The sequence below is a fragment of the Wukongibacter baidiensis genome (genome assembly GCF_050888315.1).
GTDB lineage: Bacteria > Bacillota > Clostridia > Peptostreptococcales > Caminicellaceae > Wukongibacter > Wukongibacter baidiensis.
Map to the genome: position 1 here is coordinate 4,386,287 of NZ_CP138202.1, position 16,882 is coordinate 4,403,168.

The window sequence follows — 16,882 nt, forward strand, 5'->3', positions numbered from 1 at the left end:
GTGAAGCCAGATATTATAAAAAAAGCAATGGAATATAGAGAGCTAATAGATGTACTAATGTCTGATATGAAGCATGCAGATATAGTTTTACATGGTGGGAATGTGATCAATGTAATAACTAGAGAAGTATATAGAGCCGATCTAGCAATTAAGGGTAAGCACATATTAGTTGTTGGAGACTCTGAAAAGCTTATAGGTAATGAAACTCTAGTTATAGATGTAAATGGAAAATATATATCACCAGGTTTCATAGACTCTCACATGCATTTTGAAAGTAGCATGTTAACTGTTTCTGAATTTTCAAGATTGTCTATACCTTCAGGAACTACAACACTAGTGGCTGATCCCCATGAGATAGGAAATGCTTTAGGTTCTGTAGGAATGTTAGCAATGGCTGATGAAGCTAGTGTAACACCAAATCATGTTCACTTAGTAGTGCCGGCGTTAACTCCTGATTGTCCGCAGCTTGAAACTGCAGGAGTAGATATTACTTCTAAGGATATGGAGGAACTTTTAAACTATAAAAATATAATTGGAATCGGAGAGCTTCAAGGCTTTAGTAATGCCAAGCACGTATATAGAAATACTCCTGAAATAATAACTGACTTAGTTGCATCAACTGCCTATGCAAGAAGTATAGGAAAAGTTGTTGATGGAAATGCACCGGAGTTATTTGGAAGTGAGCTTGCAGCTCATATTATCTCAACCGGTGGAAGATGTTCTTGTCATGAAACTACCACTAAGGAAGAATGCGTTGAAAAGCTTAGACAAGGCGTATATGTTTTCATGAGAGAAGGTTCTACTCAGAGAAATATGGCGGAGTGTATTAGAGCCATAACTGAAGAAGGTTTAGATTCAAGAAGAGCAATACTTGCAACTGATGATATGGTTGCAGAGGATCTAGAAAAATTAGGACATATGAATGAAATCGTGAAAAGAACCATAGCCGAGGGAGTAGATCCAGTAGAGGCAATACAAATGGTTACTATAAATCCAGCAACATACTTTGGGCTTGAAGATAGAGGAGTTTTAGCTCCAGGTAAACTTGCTGATATAGCAATAATAAGTGATTTGAAGAATATGACTGTTGACGCAGTATTCATAGAAGGTAATTTAGTCGCAGCTAGGGGACAAATGGTTGTAGATATACCTAAATATGTATACCCTGATACAGTTAAAAACTCAGTTAAAAGAGGACCAATCTCAAAGAGCGATCTTGAGATAAAGGCTTCAGGAAGTACGGCTACTGTTAGATGTATAGAGCTTATACCTGATCAAAACCTATCTGGAAGTCTTGAATTTGACTTAAGAGTACAAAATGGTGTAGTTTTACCGGATACATCAGGAGATGTTCTTGAAATCGCATGTATTGAAAGATATGGAAGAAACGGTAACATAGGAAAGGCTTTCGTAAAGGGCTTCGGACTGACTAGCGGTGCTTTTGCAGAAAGTGTTGCCCATGATACCCATAACATAATGGTAGTTGGTACGAATTTAGAAGACATGACCCTCGCAGTAAATAGAGTTATAGAAATGGGTGGCGGATTAGCTATCGCAGATAGAGGTAGAATATTAGATGAACTCAGATTACCTGTAGGTGGACTAATAACCGATGAACTAACAGGTAGTGAAGTAAGTAGAAAGATAAATGAATTAGAAAACACAGCTAAGAACCAATTAGGATGCAAGGTTCATGCTCCATTCATGCACTTATCATTCCTTGCTCTGTCAACTAGTCCTAAGTGGAAGATCACTGACAGAGGTCTAATAGATGTAGATAATTTTGAGATTTTAGATCCAGTAAAGTAAGAAAGCAGATCAATTAAATATATAGAGTTCCTGGGAAAACTCAATTTATACATATACTCAGCGTTTCTGAGAGTCTTGGATGTGTATAAATTGATAGTTGCACTGGAATCTCTATAGATAGACACCACTTATAAATTTACATTTTGATTTCTTGAATAGCCAAAGGTTTAGGGGTATTCAAGGAAACAAAATGTGGAGGAATAATTGCGATATCTATAGTTAGTACCCGACTAAAAAGTAATGACCTATATGAGTATATTTGGTAGGAGCTACCTACTGCAATTTGTCTAAAAGGAGGGAGAAATTGTGTACTTATGCGGTAGGTCTTAAAAATAAAGGAGGGGAAACAATTGACGAGTCTTACAAAGAATGATGGATTTTTTGAAAAAAGGTTTAAGCTTTCCGAGAATGGTACTGATGTCAAAACAGAAGTAACCGCAGGTATAACCACTTTTATGACTATGGCTTATATTCTCATAGTTAATCCAATTATCTTATCCTCAACTGGAATGGATTCAGGAGCAGTATTTACTGCAACGGCTTTGTCAGCAGTACTTGCAACATTGATAATGGCATTCTATGCTAATCTGCCATTTGCACTGGCTCCAGGTATGGGGTTAAATGCCTTCTTTGCATATACCGTTGTTTTAGGTATGGGTTATTCTTGGCAATTCGCATTAACAGCAGTATTTTTAGAGGGGATTATCTTTATTATTCTTACCTTCTTTAATATTCGTGAAGCAATAATAAATTGTATACCATTAAATTTAAAAAGAGCTGTTTCAGTTGGTATCGGGTTGTTTATTGCACTAATAGGATTAGTAAATTCAGGCATTATAACAACAGGTAAATTCCATATAGGAGATGGAAAACTTGACGGTCTTATAGTAAAACTAGGTAACGTAACTTCAGGAGCACCATTATTAGCCATAATAGGTATAGTACTTACAGGTGTATTACTTGCTAAAGGCGTTAAAGGAGCTTTACTAATAGGTATACTAGTAAGTACTGTTATCGGTATCCCTATGGGAGTTACAAACGTTGAAGGCTTTAAGCTTATGAGTGCGCCTCCATCGCTTAGTCCTATTCTATTCCAACTTGATTTCTCAAATATTTTTTCAGTGGATATGTTAATTGTATTATTTACATTCTTGTTTGTAGACATGTTTGACACCATAGGAACATTAGTTGGTGTAGCAACTAAGGCAGATATGTTAGACGAAAAAGGAAATTTACCTAAAGCTAAGCAAGCTCTTTTCGCAGATGCTGTTGGAACAACGGCGGGAGCTCTTTTAGGAACAAGTACAGTTACAACATACGTTGAAAGTGCTTCAGGTGTTGCAGAAGGTGGAAGAACAGGTTTAACTGCTTTATCAAGTGCTGGTATGTTTGCTCTAGCATTACTATTCTCTCCAGTATTTATCATGATACCAGGTGCTGCAACTGCACCGGCTTTGGTTCTTGTAGGTCTTTTCATGATGAGTCCTATAAAAGAAATAGATCTTAATGATTTTACTGAGGCGATTCCATCTTTCTTAGCAATAATAATGATGCCACTTGCATATAGTATTGCTGAAGGTATTGTATTTGGTATGATAAGCTACGTATTACTAAAGACTTTAACAGGAAAGGCTAGAGATGTATCACCTCTAATGTATATAATCTCCATAATCTTCGTATTTAAATTCTTCATTTAAAACCATTATCCCCTATCTTTTATGATAAGTGATAGGGGATTTCTCTCAATTAACAGTCAAGAGTTGACAGCTAAGGAATAACTGTCATTAAACCTACTGGAAAACGACATGATTTTGAAGGGGTAACCATAGGATAAGAAACCTTGTTCTTAGCTGTGAACTCTTTACTGCTAATTAACAGCAAAGGATAGACCTGATAATTTAAAGGAGGATTTATATGTCAACACTGAAAATTACAAAGGGAACAATAGTAACAATGAACAAAGAAAGACAAATCTTTAAGGGCGATATCTTTATAAAAGATGATAAGATAGAGGAAATTGCTCCATCTATTGAGAGAAGTGCAGAAGTAGAGATAGATGCAGAGGGTAAGGTTATAATTCCAGGATTGATACAAACCCATGTCCACTTAACTCAAACCCTATTTAAAGGTAAGGCCGATGACTTAGAATTACTCGACTGGTTAAGAAAGAGAATCTGGCCACTTGAAGGTGGTCATACTGCAGAAACAAACTATGCTTCTGCAAAGCTTGGAATAGCAGAGCTTATAAAGAGTGGTACTACTTCAATTATAGATATGGAGACTGTAAATCATACGGAGTCTGCTTTAAATGCCATTGAAGAAAGTGGATTTAGAGCTATAGTAGGTAAATGTATGATGGATTATGGTGCAGAAGTTCCGAAATCACTTATGGAAGATACAAATGAATCTATTAAGGAAAGTGTTAGACTTCTTAAAAAATGGCATAAGACAGCAAATGGAAGAATCCACTATGCTTTCGCACCGAGATTTGTTGTTTCATGTACAGAGGAGCTTCTTACAAGAGTTAGAGATCTATCAAAGGAATATGGTGTTATGGTTCATACCCATGCATCGGAGAATAGAGGAGAGATAGAGCTAGTTGAAAAGGATAGGGGTATGAGGAACATTAAGTATCTTCATAAGCTTGGTATGACAGGTGAAGACCTTATATTAGCCCATTGTATATGGTTAGATGATGAGGAAATGAAAATATTAGCAGATACAGGAACTAAAATATCCCACTGTCCAAATTCTAACTTGAAATTAGCTTCTGGTATTGCAAAGATTCCAGAACTGCTTGAATTAGGAGCAAACGTATCCATTGCACTTGATGGAGCACCTTGCAATAACAACATGGATATATTTAGAGAAATGAGAAGTGCGGCACTAATTCAAAAGGCAAGACTCCTTAGCCCTACTGTAATGCCGGCAGAGAAGGTGTTTGAGCTAGCTACGATAAATGGAGCAAAAGCAATGGGTATGGAGAACGAGCTTGGAAGCTTAGAAGCTGGAAAAAAAGCGGATATTGCAATAGTTGATCTTAACGATATAAGCAATGCGCCACATGAAGGCTCCAATATCATATCTCAATTAGTATATTCTGCTTCTGGTCATAATGTTGAAACTACAATTATAGATGGAAAAATTGTTATGAAGGATAGGGTGCTTCTAACCTTAAATGAAAAATCAATCATGAGTGATGCCAATAGACTTATTAAGCAGCAAATGGAGAAATTCACTATTTAAGTGTAGTTCTATAAATTTAACTTTCAAGGAAGGTTTAAAAGTTTTGAACCCTATAGAGATTCAAGGAAAACTATTAATTTATACACATACACAGCCACAAAGACCCCTAAGTATTTGTATATGTGTAAATTGAGTTTTCCTGTATGAACTCTATACCATAGAACATAGAAAAGGGGGAAGTTATTCTATGGGAATCGAAAAGGTTCACAAGGTATTCGATGTAAACAATGCTCTACAATTACTGGAAAAGCATCGTGACAAAGCAGAAGTTTTAGCAGGTGGCACCGACTTATTAGTTCATATTCGAGAAGATAAAAATAAGGGAAACATAATAATTGATATTTCAGATATTAGAGAAATGAAGAAAATAGAGATTCTTGAGAATGAAATAATACTGGGAGCGCTAACTACATTTTCAGAAATAGTCCAGAATGAATATATTAAAGAGAAAATGCCTGGATTATGGAAGGCTGCAAAGTCAGTTGGATCACCACAAATAAGAAACATGGGCACTATTGGAGGGAATATATGCAATGCTTCTCCTGCAGCAGATGGTGTGCCCCCGCTATTGGCTTTAGATGCAATACTAAGCATTAAATGCAATCAAGAGGCAAGGACTCTAAAGCTCAGTGAGTTTTATCAAGGTAGAGGTAAAACTGCATTAAGAGCCAATGAAATGTTAGTTAGTGTTAGAATTCCTATCTTAAAGGATAAGAAAATCAATATAGGTTTTGAAAAGCTTGGGCCAAGAAATGCACTGGCTATATCAAAAATTAGTTCTTCGGTTTATATGGAAATTGAAGGTAAGTTAATAAAGGATATTAGGATTGCCTCGGGAGCATTGGGCGGTTATCCCCTTAGAGAACGTAGTGTTGAGGAATTTATGAAGGGGAAAGAACTATGTGACAAGATTATTGAAGAAGCGGCGATGAAGTACTCAGAGACTTTGTCTCAGAGGCTTGCGGGTAGAAGTTCCTTGGAATATAAGAGGGAAGCTGTAAAGGGAGTGTTTAAGAAGGCTGTTTATAATGCAGTTAATGGCTAGGGATTAAACCCTAATAGGCGGAGCTTTGATATTTCCTTTTCGTTCATGTGCATAGAGTTCTTAGTATAACTTAATTTATACATATACAAATACTCAATGCCTCTGGGAGTTTTGGATGGGTATAAATTAATAGTTTTACTTGAATCTCTATATTGAGCCCGTTTTGTATATGATTTTAAAGGATAAAACAAGGCTCATTGAAATCACGGGGATGAAATATCAAAACTCCTTGGGCTATACCATTATGGATGTGTGAGTATGAAGTTTAAATTATATTAGAATGGTATGTGATCCTTCCTAAAACTTAGACTTCACACTCGCATGTCTATATAATCAAAGATTATCATTTGTTATGTAAAGTAAAAGAATAAAGGAGATGTGAATTCCATGATTAATATTGAGGTCAATATTAATGGTAAAGATTATAAGCTTGAAGTTGAAGAGGACTTGAGGCTTATAGATTTATTAAGGGAAAAAATGAACTTATTAGGTACGAAGGAAGGCTGCGGCGAAGGGGAGTGTGGAGCCTGTACAGTAATCTTGAACGGTAAAACGGTTACATCATGTCTACTTTTAGCGACTCAAGCCCATGGTAAGAACATTGTAACCATAGAGGGACTGGGTGATGAAAATAATTTACATCCTATACAAAAGGCTTTCTTAGATAATGGTGCAGTGCAGTGCGGATATTGTACACCGGGAATGGTCCTATCGGCAAAGGCGTTGCTTGATAGAAATATTAATCCAACAAGAGAAGAAATAAGAGAGGCTATTTCAGGCAATCTATGTAGATGTACGGGATATGAAAAAATTATTGATTCCATTGAAAAGGCTTCGGAACTATTACGAGAACAAGGAAGTGAAGCCAATGAGTGATTATAAAAGTGTAGGAAAGAATCTAATTAGGGTAGATGGTAAACAGAAAATACTAGGCAAGGCAAAGTATCCTGGAGATCTGTATATGGAAGGTATGCTTTATGGAGTGACTGTAAGGTCAACGGAGCCCCATGCAAACTTTTCTATGGATATAAGTAACGCAGAGAGATTACCTGGTGTGGTGAAGATATTGACCCATGAGGATATCACTGGAGAAAATCATCATGGTGTGTACTTTAAAGATCATGAGGTTTTCTGTAAAAATAAAGTAAGAAGAATTGGAGATCCATTAGCCTTTGTAGTTGCCGAAAGCGAAAAGGCGGCATTAGAGGCTAGTAAATATATAGAAGTAAAGTATGATAAGCTTCCTGCAGTTTTTGATCCGAGGGAAGCAATGAAGGATGATGCTCCTAAAGTCCATGGAGATAGCAATATAGTTTATCATTATAAATGTAGAAAAGGTAATATAGATGAGGGATTTGAAGCATGTGATGTTGTAGTAGAAAATGAATATAAGACTTCAATGGTAGATCATGCATTTTTGCAGCTAGAAAGCGGTTTAGCCTACTTAGAAGAGAACGAAACTGTAGTTATATGTGCAGCTACTCAGTATCCTCACTTTGACCAGATAGAAGTAGCCGATGCTTTAGGATGTGCTAAAGAAAAGGTAAGAATAGTAAATCCTGCTGTTGGTGGAGCCTTTGGTGGACGTGAGGATATAACAATGCAGATACATATTGCATTAGGAGCGTTACTTACAAAAAGACCCGTTAAGGTATGTTATTCCAGAGAAGAATCCTTTTATGCCCATTCAAAGAGACATCCCTTTTATATGAAATTTAAGACAGGAGCCAATAAAGAAGGAAAGTTGATAGCCTTCGAGGCAGAAATAGTGGGGGACACAGGAGCCTATGCATCGTGGGCTGTAAATGTTCTAAGAAAAGCTGGAGTACATGCCACTGGCCCCTATGAAATTCCTAATGTTAAGATTGATAGTTATGCAGTTTATACGAATAACCCATTCTGTGGAGCTATGAGAGGCTTTGGAGCAACACAAACTCCGGTAGCCAATGAACAGCAAATGGACATTTTGGCAGAAAAGCTGGGAATGAGTCCTATAGAAATTAGACTAAAAAATTGCTTTGGAAAGGGAAGCATAACTGCAACTGGTCAGGTACTTACAGAGAGTGCCCCTCTTAAGGAATGCATAGAAGCAGTATCCAAAAGAATGTTTTCTGAAGAAAGTGAGATGATATAATATGAAGAGAAGGGGTAAAGGTATTGCTGCCTCCTTTTATGGTACTGGATATGGAAATGGATTTCCAGATGTCTCTGTGGCTACTGCAAGACTAGAGGACGATGGTAAAGTTTCTATTTCTGTTGGAGCTTCAGAGGTCGGACAGGGTGCTAAAACTATTCTATGTCAGATAGGAGCTGAAGTTTTAGGAATTAGTATTGATGATATTAAGATAGTACATGAGGATAGTAACGAAACACCTGATTCAGGGACAGCAGCGGCCAGTAGACAGACTTATAATACTGGAAATGCAGTAAAACTAGCTGTGGAGGCATTTAAGAAAAGATTATTTGAAGCAGCAAAGGAATATTTAAAATTAAATACTTCTATAGGATTAGAGGCTAAGGATAAAGAGGTTTATCTTAAAATGTTTCCACAAAAGAGAATAAGCTTTGAAAAAATTGCTCAAAATTTTAAAGATAAAGGTGAGAAATTAACAGTAACCGAGAGTTTTATTGCTCAGACCACTGAAATGGACGCAGAGACTGGACAGGGTGCTCCATATTGGCCCTATACCTTCAATTGTTATGGGGTTGAGGTAGAGGTAGACACTGAAACGGGAAAGGTCGATATCATTAGGGCTGTTTGTGCCCAAGATGTTGGAAGAGCAATAAATCCTTCCATGGTTGAGGGGCAGATAGATGGAGGATTTGCCATGGGAGCTGGATATGCGCTATTTGAAGATATCGTACTAAATGATGGAAGGATAAAAAATAACAAGTTTTCAAAATATATCATCCCAACAAGTCTTGATATACCAGAGATAGAAAAAATTATTATTGAGGACCCTGAATCAACGGGACCTTTTGGAGCAAAGGGAATTGGTGAGCCAGTTATGATACCTGTAGCTCCTGCTATATTAAATGCAATATATAATGCAGTTGGTGTGAGGATAACTGAACTACCGGCATTACCGGAGAAAATATTAAATGGGATTAAACAAGGCGACTAATAGAGTCGCCTTGGAGAGTTGGATTTTAAATACAGAGTACGTAAAGTGGTCTGTATTTTATTATAATACATAGGAAATTATAAACCTCTAAAAATTGTGGACAAATATAATTTCCGTTATGTATTTCAAGAAAGTTAACCTTGAGAATCTTTATTAAAGACTTTTTTATAATACATTAAAGATGCTATGCAATACTTGTAACTAGTAAATGAGAGGGAGTGATGCTTTGACCATCGACATGAAAAAAAGAATCGACATAGCAGCCGGGAGAGTGGATGCTGATTTAGTACTAAAAAATGCAAAGATTGTCGACGTGTTTTCTGAGGAAATAATAGAGGGAGACGTAGCAATAAGTGATGGAAGAATAGCGGGTATAGGAGAATATAATGGAAAAGAAGAAATTGATCTAAATGGTAAATATGTAGCACCGGGACTTATAGATGGTCACGTACATATCGAGTCATCAATGGTAACTCCAGGACAGTTTGCCAAGGCCATAGTACCACATGGAACTACAACTATAATAGCTGATCCCCATGAAATAGCTAATGTATGTGGTTTAGATGGTATTGAATATATCCTAGAGGGGAGTAAAGGTATTCCACTTGACGTATTTGTAATGCTTCCATCCTGTGTGCCTGCAACGGCATTTGAAAATTCAGGAGCAAAGCTCTGTGCTGATGAGCTTGAAAAAATGATTAATAGTGATAGAGTCTTAGGGCTAGGAGAATTGATGGATTACCCAGCTGTAATTGGAGGCAATAAAGAGGTACTTGATAAAATAAAGATAGCAGGAGATAAGATAAAGGATGGTCATGGACCGGATATTGCAGGAAAGGAATTAAATGCATATGTTAGTGCGGGTATAAGGACAGAACATGAATGTACTACTGTGGAAGAGATGCAGGATAGAATTAGATTAGGAATGTATATACTGATCAGAGAAGGTTCTGCTGCAAGAAACCTAGAGGAATTAATAAAGGGCATAACCAGAGCTAATCTTAGGAGAACTTTGTTCTGTACTGACGACAGGCACCCAGAGGATATATTAAATGACGGACATATTGATAATAATATAAGACTGGCAATAAAGAACGGAATCGACCCTATATCTGCAATTAAAATCGCATCGTTGAACGCAGCTGAGTGCTATAGACTATATGATAGAGGGGCTATTGTACCTGGATATTTGGCAGATTTAATAGTTATAGATGACATAGAAAGCTTTAATGTTGAAAAGGTATTTAAAGAGGGTAAGCTGGTTGCAAAGAACAGTAAAGCTCTATTTGAGGTTAAAGCTAAAAAGAACTCAAAGGTCATGGATACCGTAAGATTAAGTGAAGTAAATAAGGATATGCTTAAGATCAAGCTAGAAAGTGACATTGTAAATGTTATGAGATTGTCAGCCCACAGCCTTGTTACTAAGAAGGTTATTAGAAAGGTAGACACAGAAGAGGGTTACTTTAAGTATAATGACATGCTTGATATCCTAAAGCTCGTTGTAATTGAGAGACATAATAAAACTGGAAACATTGGTCTAGGGCTTGTTGAAAACTTCAATCTAAAGGGTGGTGCCATAGCATCGACAGTTGCCCATGACTCCCATAACCTTATCGTTGCTGGAGATAACGATGAAGATATTCTTTTAGCTATCAAAGAAATCGGAGAAATAGGCGGTGGAATTACTATATGCTCTAAGGGTAAGGTTTTAAAATCATTACCTCTACCTATAGCTGGTTTGATTTCTGATAAGTCTTTAGATGAAGTAAGTACGGAGCTTAAGGAAATGTTAAAAATAGCCTATGATATGGGTGTAAATAAGGATATAGATCCATTTATGACCCTAGCTTTCCTTGCACTTCCTGTAATACCAGAGCTTAAGCTTACAGATGTAGGCTTGTTCGATGTTACGAAATTTGACTTTATAGATTTAAGTGTAAAGAGTTAATAAAATATAAAGCCCATGATTAAAAATCATGGGCTTTATATTTTAATGATAACTACGGGTTCATTTACGTGAGGTGAAACTTCTTAAAGAAAAGTTATTATATTTACAAATTACGACATACTTTTGTTGTCGTTATTTATATAATATAACTACTTATAAATATAGGCACAAATTATTCGGTATAGTCTATAATTTTGAAAGGAGAGGTAAATATGAGCTTTTTTGATAAGCTAAAAAAAGGAGCCTCTGAAGCAGGCGAAAAGGCAAAAGTTATAATTGAAATTAATAGGGTCAAAATGCAAATATCTCAGGCTCAAAAGGAGCTACAAGACGAATTTAAAAAAATAGGAGAAACTACCTTTGAACTATATAAAAAAGGTAACTTTGATGGATTATCAGAGTTGATTGAGGGAAACTGTAATAATTGTTTAAAAAAGCTAGAAGAAATTGAGGCGTTGGAATTAGAAGCCAAGGAAATTACTGATGGAAAGAAATGTCCTGATTGTAATAAAGTCGTTGATTATGATACTAGATTTTGCTCCTTCTGTGGTTACAAATTTGAAACACAAGATGAAAAAGAAGAATCACTGAAGGATACTTTGATATGTAGGAATTGTAATGAAAGTTTGGATGAAGATTGTAAATTCTGTGCTAATTGTGGAGACGCAGTTAATTAAAAGGGTGAATTTTATGCAAAGATACATTTTAGTAGCAGTTTTATTTACAATGTTGTTATCAACGGGGTGTAGTGAAAATAACAAAGAGAGTCGGGAAATAACTTTAAGCAACTTAGAAAAGACTATTGCTGAGAAGCACGGACTGGAAGAAAAGTTAAATAACACAAATTTGAAAATTCAAGAATTAGAAAAACAGATCAGCAATTTAAAAGAAAAGTTGGAAGAGCAAGATGAACAAAAAATAGAGAAAGATGATTCAACTAGTTATAATGTATTAAGGATAATAGACGTTAATGAAAAGGAATTAAGATATGTTCTAGAAAAGACAAGTATTCCATCACAAACTGTATCTATTGTAGGTTCTAATATTGAAGATTTAGTTGAAGAATATGAAGAAATACGGATTAAAGGACAAGGTAGTGGTGAGTATTTTAGAACCGAGGTTATTGGTAGTATATATGATTTTCAATTAATAAAGCTTGAGTGGAATGATGAGGCTAATAAATTTTTAGAAGTTAAAGTTATGCATGAACTAGATGAAGTAAGAAATCAAACAATCTATATTGAAACATTTTTACCTTGCGGAATGCCTAGTGAAAAAATTAAGTGGAAAGATTCAAAGGGAGACAGACACGAGGTTATACTGGCAAATGATGGCTATGGATTTGACGGTTCAATAATTTGGTCAAAATAAATTGTAGCTCATTAATATTATACTTTGATAACAGGGCATTGTAGGAGAATGCTATAATAATATATTGTTTTCCTTAAAGATAAAGAGAATAACTAATAGATAGACCCGAGATACAAACAAAGAGTGTACCTGGGGTCTGTTTATATATTACATTTTAATCAGTAATATTAATGTACACTTTTTCAGAAGTTCTACCAAGATCATTAATACTTACCTTTAGTCCAGCCCTCTTCTCTAAGGTATTATATATACGACTTACACCCTTCCACCAATTCTTATCCTCGGCATACTTTCTGTTGATCCATTTAAAAGGATCCTCATTTTCAGGTCTGCCCTTTAAAAGATTTATAACTGTTCTACATGCTATTTTTGAGGAATCTTCGATATCGGTATTATAGTCTTTCCAGCTCCTAAAAACGTTATAGGGATTATTGGCAATTTCTTTAGCCATTTCATGGTTACGTGGTACGAAGGATTGCTCATGGCCTGCTATTGTAAATAACAGAATAGGATTTATGTTAAACTCTCTGGCAGAATCGATTATTGTCGTAAAATACGGTTCGCTGGACAAAAGTGAATTTCTTTCAACTAAATAATTTTTCAAGCCCTCTTGGTTTATCTTTTTATACTGTAAATCCAGCGGTAGATGACTTGTAATAGCTAGAATTTCTTCATCTATAATAGCATTATCTTTTTTTCCAAACTCCAATGAATTTTCATCATATTCTACGCTGCTAACAACCTCTATAAGGCCGTCATCTCCTTTATTTTTAATAATATGTGTAAAGGGAACGATTAAAAGACATATTAAGAGGGAATATATAAGTATATATTTTCTATATTTTTCATTTACTAGATTTGTATGTATAGTGTGTATAATTTTATAGATTTTATTTTTAATTTCAATGATATATTGTTTAAGCGTTTGGGGTTCGATGGCTTCCTCTTCTGATGGGGCTTCAAATTCAACTTCAGCTTCGATTTCTAAGGGTTCTTCTGAATCTAGGGCTTGTTCACTATCAGAGTATTCATTATCATCTACGGGCTCAGTGATATCTTTAGGAGTTTCTTGGGTAATAGGTTCATATGTATCTTCCGCTTCGTTGCTTTCTTCTAATACTTTACTTAGGGAGATTTCGTCCACTATATCACTGGAATCAATATCTATTTCTTCAATGATATTTTTTATGGTATTTAGAGCTATTTCTTCATTGGCCTGCTTGCTTGCCCATTTAGTGACTTGATAAATAAATTCAAGTGATGTATCTTCAGATGAAGCGCAGGCTTTGAATACATCATATTGATAGATGGACCTTTTATTGTTTAAGATAGTGTTTTTTATTAGATAGGTTTTTATATCACTTTTATAGTCCTTAGTAAAGCCCCTTAGATTTTCGTTTAGGATATCGTGGATTGATCTAGCTAGAATGTTTGCTTTAGAGGAATTATCTAAATGAGGATGTTCCTCATTGATATTGTTCTTAATTAAGAGTATATCTTCCATTGACAATATTTTATTTTTTTTGAGTTTGTCCAAAAAATTATCCATAGTAATCCACCCCTAAAGGTTATTAATTCTATATTTTTATTTATAAACCCTTTAAATAATATATTATTTTGATTGTTAGTAAAATATGACTAGATTTTAAAAGGAGTGTTATATATATGAAAATTCATGAAATACAAAACGGAGTAATGTTAGAAGATGTAAAGGATTTTGAACTTCCCCATATATTTGAATGTGGACAGTGTTTTAGATGGAATAAACAAGAGGACGGGAGTTATACGGGGGTAGCATTAGGAAGAGTTATCAATCTTAAAAAGGAAGATAACAATGTTTATATTGATAATACAACCCGTGATGAATTTATGAATATATGGCATAACTATTTTGATTTAGCTAGGAATTATGGAGAAATAAAAGAACGTTTAGGAAAGCTAGATGAGACCATGAAGACCTCGGTGGAGTTTGGGTATGGTATTCGAATTCTTAAGCAGGATGAATGGGAAACACTAGTGTCCTTTATAGTCTCAGCAAATAATAGGATACCTATGATAAAGAGGGCTATAGAAGCTCTGAGTGAAAATTATGGAGAATTTATTGGCGAATATAAAGGGAAGAAATATTTTAGTTTTCCAAAACCAGAGGTACTAAATAATTTAAATATAGAAGATATCCAGTTCAGCGGAATAGGTTTTAGAGCTAAATATATATTAAGTGCAGCCAAGCTTGTAGCTACAAAGGAGATAGATATTTATAACTTAAAAGGTGTGGATACAGATGAAGCAAGGGAGCAGCTCATACTTTTTCCTGGAATAGGACCAAAGGTTTCCGATTGTATTATGTTCTTTTCCATGGATAAGGACGATGCCTTTCCTATAGATGTATGGGTAAAGAGAGTTATGGAGTATTTCTATGTTCCAGAGGGTACAAGCCTTAAAAAAATTCAAAGCTTTGCCCAGGAGAAGTTTGGAAGTATAGCGGGCTTTGCACAGCAGTACTTGTTCTATTATGCAAGAGAACTGAAAATAGGAAGAAAAAAGTGATTTACATAGTTCATCAATATTTTTATGATATGTTCCTGTTAGAACTATAATGGGAACATTGTATTTTTTTGTAGATGTGTGAATAAAAATTTTGACTAACTCAAGTTTTTGAATCACACATCTATACTTAAGAAAATTTATCCTTATAACCCTTATTATAGAAATTAAACTCTACATATTATATAATTAAGATTAATAGTATAGGGTTTACATAGGAAAACTGAGTTTATAAATGTACAAATACTCATAGCTTTTGGGAGTTTTGGAGATTTATAAATTAAAGTCTTTACTTAAATCCCTATAAAAAGAAAGGGAGTGGCAACTTGAAATACGAAATCAAAGGTGAAACCTTACCCGTAGTTATAATGAAACTAGACAGGGGCGAAAGTGTGTTTACAGAATCAGGCGGTATGGGATGGATGTCTGAGGAGGTTGAAATGAGTACCAACATGGAAGGCGGTTTATTTGGTGGTATAGCAAGAAAGCTTGCGGGAGAATCCCTATTCATGACTACATACAAATCTAAAAAAGATAATGCAACTATTGCTTTCCCTTCTTCACTTCCGGGGAAAATTCTTCCTATGGAGCTTAGAGCAGGCCAATCGGTGATATGTCAGAAAAAGACGTTTTTATGTGCTGAGAGAGATGTGAAACTTGAGATGCATTTTAGAAAGAAAATTGGAGCAGGAATTTTCGGTGGTGAAGGATTTATACTCCAGAGAATAACTGGGCCTGGATTAGCATTTATGGAGATTGATGGAGAAGTCGTTGAATACAATCTAGCGCCAGGAGAAGTTATGAAAGTGGATACGGGTCACGTTGCCATGTTTGAACCAACTGTGGAGTTTGATATTGAAATGGTAAAGGGCTTTAAAAATATGTTTTTTGGCGGAGAAGGACTTTTCTTGGCGAAACTAAGGGGACCAGGGAAGATATGGCTTCAAACTATGCCTATTATGAATCTAGCTAGAGAAATAATACCCTTTATACCAACAAGCAGTAGTTAAAGAATATAAATTAGTAGTTTAGGTGTAACAATTATTTTTGAAGTATTCAGGGGCTGAACTCAAAAGATGCTTTTATGAGACGGTCCCTGTTTTCGTAAAAGAGGTTCAAAGATAAAAAAAAATCATCGTAAATTAGATAATAATAGTGATTAAACAAGCAGTAAAACTGTTTTTTAGGGGAAAAATTGTTATAAAAAATGTGAATTTTAAGTAAAATATGAATAGTTAAAGCTAAAATATTAATAAAATAGAATAATAATGAGAAAAATGAAGAAAATAGAAGTGGTGTTGCAAAATAAACTACTAATCAATAAAAATAGCAAAATATCAAATGAAATTGCCTAAAATCGGAGTTGCCTTATAATTACTAATATTGTAAATTAGTATTGTGATTAGCACTCGATAAAGGTGAGTGCTAATAATTTGGCTAGTAAATAAATTTAAATAAAAGAAAGAAACGAGGAGGTTTTACAATGAATATCAAACCACTAGGTGACAGAGTTGTTATCAAGAAGGTAGAAGCTGAAGAAAAAACTAAAAGCGGAATCGTTTTACCAAGCCAAGCTAAGGAACAACCACAAATGGCTGAAATAGTTGCAGTAGGACCAGGTGGAATGGTTGATGGTAAAGAAGTTAAGATGGAAGTTAAAGTAGGAGATAAGGTTATATTCTCAAAATATGCTGGTACAGAAATTAAGTATGATGGTCAAGAATACACAATTTTAAGACAAAATGATCTATTAGCGGTAGTAGAATAATTAAAAATCTTTGAAGGAGGTTTACA

At 35.1% G+C, this 16,882-nt stretch carries 14 protein-coding genes; 13 read left to right on the forward strand and 1 reads right to left on the reverse strand.

Features of this window, described 5'->3' with window-relative positions; genetic code table 11:
* From ade (R9X47_RS19770) to R9X47_RS19815, 10 genes are all read left to right on the forward strand, one after another.
* Entirely contained in the window at positions 1–1,809 is a 1,809-nt protein-coding gene (gene ade, locus R9X47_RS19770) for an adenine deaminase (RefSeq protein WP_432662796.1), read from the forward strand.
* Positions 1,810–2,159: 350 nt separating this feature from the next.
* The gene (locus R9X47_RS19775) at positions 2,160–3,506 is read left to right on the forward strand and encodes an NCS2 family permease (protein WP_432662798.1); all 1,347 of its coding nucleotides are present in this window, start codon (positions 2,160–2,162) and stop codon (positions 3,504–3,506) included.
* 217 nt (positions 3,507–3,723) lie between these two features.
* Positions 3,724–5,055 (forward strand): 5'-deoxyadenosine deaminase, encoded by a 1,332-nt coding sequence (locus R9X47_RS19780; protein WP_432662800.1) that lies wholly within the window; start codon positions 3,724–3,726, stop codon positions 5,053–5,055.
* Positions 5,056–5,242: 187 nt separating this feature from the next.
* The gene (locus R9X47_RS19785; protein ID WP_432662804.1) at positions 5,243–6,100 is read left to right on the forward strand and encodes an FAD binding domain-containing protein; all 858 of its coding nucleotides are present in this window, start codon (positions 5,243–5,245) and stop codon (positions 6,098–6,100) included.
* A 387-nt stretch (positions 6,101–6,487) separates the two neighbouring features.
* On the forward strand, positions 6,488–6,976 hold the full coding sequence (locus tag R9X47_RS19790) for a (2Fe-2S)-binding protein (protein WP_432662806.1): 489 nt from the start codon (positions 6,488–6,490) through the stop codon (positions 6,974–6,976).
* Positions 6,969–8,234: a xanthine dehydrogenase family protein molybdopterin-binding subunit gene (locus R9X47_RS19795; protein ID WP_432662808.1), complete on the forward strand. Its 1,266-nt coding sequence runs from the start codon at positions 6,969–6,971 to the stop codon at positions 8,232–8,234. The genes R9X47_RS19790 and R9X47_RS19795 overlap by 8 nt, the downstream gene beginning before the upstream one ends.
* A gap of 1 nt (position 8,235) precedes the next feature.
* Complete coding sequence (locus R9X47_RS19800; RefSeq protein ID WP_432662810.1) at positions 8,236–9,225, forward strand: xanthine dehydrogenase family protein molybdopterin-binding subunit; 990 nt, start codon at positions 8,236–8,238, stop codon at positions 9,223–9,225.
* Between the two features lie 238 nt (positions 9,226–9,463).
* Positions 9,464–11,173, forward strand: coding sequence for an adenine deaminase (gene ade / locus R9X47_RS19805; RefSeq protein ID WP_432667670.1), 1,710 nt, complete (start codon positions 9,464–9,466; stop codon positions 11,171–11,173).
* A 212-nt stretch (positions 11,174–11,385) separates the two neighbouring features.
* Entirely contained in the window at positions 11,386–11,850 is a 465-nt protein-coding gene (locus R9X47_RS19810; protein WP_432662811.1) for a zinc ribbon domain-containing protein, read from the forward strand.
* Positions 11,851–11,863: 13 nt separating this feature from the next.
* The gene (locus R9X47_RS19815) at positions 11,864–12,544 is read left to right on the forward strand and encodes a hypothetical protein (RefSeq protein WP_432662812.1); all 681 of its coding nucleotides are present in this window, start codon (positions 11,864–11,866) and stop codon (positions 12,542–12,544) included.
* Positions 12,545–12,698: 154 nt separating this feature from the next.
* Here the strand turns inward: R9X47_RS19815 and R9X47_RS19820 are convergent, their stop codons facing one another.
* Positions 12,699–14,093 (reverse strand): hypothetical protein, encoded by a 1,395-nt coding sequence (locus R9X47_RS19820; RefSeq protein ID WP_432662813.1) that lies wholly within the window; start codon positions 14,091–14,093, stop codon positions 12,699–12,701.
* A 116-nt stretch (positions 14,094–14,209) separates the two neighbouring features.
* On the opposite strand from R9X47_RS19820, the gene R9X47_RS19825 reads away from it, so the two are divergent.
* The 3 genes from R9X47_RS19825 to groES all read left to right on the forward strand — a co-directional run bounded on the left by R9X47_RS19825 (position 14,210) and on the right by groES (position 16,856).
* Positions 14,210–15,091: a DNA-3-methyladenine glycosylase family protein gene (locus tag R9X47_RS19825; protein ID WP_432662814.1), complete on the forward strand. Its 882-nt coding sequence runs from the start codon at positions 14,210–14,212 to the stop codon at positions 15,089–15,091.
* A 323-nt stretch (positions 15,092–15,414) separates the two neighbouring features.
* Positions 15,415–16,098 carry a TIGR00266 family protein gene (locus tag R9X47_RS19830; protein ID WP_432662815.1) on the forward strand — a complete coding sequence of 228 codons (684 nt, stop codon included), beginning with the start codon at positions 15,415–15,417 and terminating at the stop codon, positions 16,096–16,098.
* Positions 16,099–16,571: 473 nt separating this feature from the next.
* Positions 16,572–16,856 carry a co-chaperone GroES gene (gene groES, locus R9X47_RS19835; protein ID WP_432662816.1) on the forward strand — a complete coding sequence of 95 codons (285 nt, stop codon included), beginning with the start codon at positions 16,572–16,574 and terminating at the stop codon, positions 16,854–16,856.
* Positions 16,857–16,882 lie beyond the last annotated feature (26 nt).

Excerpts from the sequence above, each read along its gene's own strand:
- groES (WP_432662816.1), top strand. The coding sequence starts at position 16,572 with ATGAATATCAAACCACTAGGTGACAGAGTTGTTATCAAGAAGGTAGAA.
- R9X47_RS19790 (WP_432662806.1), top strand. The coding sequence starts at position 6,488 with ATGATTAATATTGAGGTCAATATTAATGGTAAAGATTATAAGCTTGAA.
- R9X47_RS19795 (WP_432662808.1), top strand. The coding sequence starts at position 6,969 with ATGAGTGATTATAAAAGTGTAGGAAAGAATCTAATTAGGGTAGATGGT.
- R9X47_RS19815 (WP_432662812.1), top strand. The coding sequence starts at position 11,864 with ATGCAAAGATACATTTTAGTAGCAGTTTTATTTACAATGTTGTTATCA.
- ade (WP_432667670.1), top strand. The coding sequence starts at position 9,464 with ATGAAAAAAAGAATCGACATAGCAGCCGGGAGAGTGGATGCTGATTTA.
- R9X47_RS19825 (WP_432662814.1), top strand. The coding sequence starts at position 14,210 with ATGAAAATTCATGAAATACAAAACGGAGTAATGTTAGAAGATGTAAAG.
- R9X47_RS19820 (WP_432662813.1), bottom strand. The coding sequence starts at position 14,093 with ATGGATAATTTTTTGGACAAACTCAAAAAAAATAAAATATTGTCAATG.
- R9X47_RS19810 (WP_432662811.1), top strand. The coding sequence starts at position 11,386 with ATGAGCTTTTTTGATAAGCTAAAAAAAGGAGCCTCTGAAGCAGGCGAA.
- R9X47_RS19785 (WP_432662804.1), top strand. The coding sequence starts at position 5,243 with ATGGGAATCGAAAAGGTTCACAAGGTATTCGATGTAAACAATGCTCTA.
- R9X47_RS19780 (WP_432662800.1), top strand. The coding sequence starts at position 3,724 with ATGTCAACACTGAAAATTACAAAGGGAACAATAGTAACAATGAACAAA.
- R9X47_RS19800 (WP_432662810.1), top strand. The coding sequence starts at position 8,236 with ATGAAGAGAAGGGGTAAAGGTATTGCTGCCTCCTTTTATGGTACTGGA.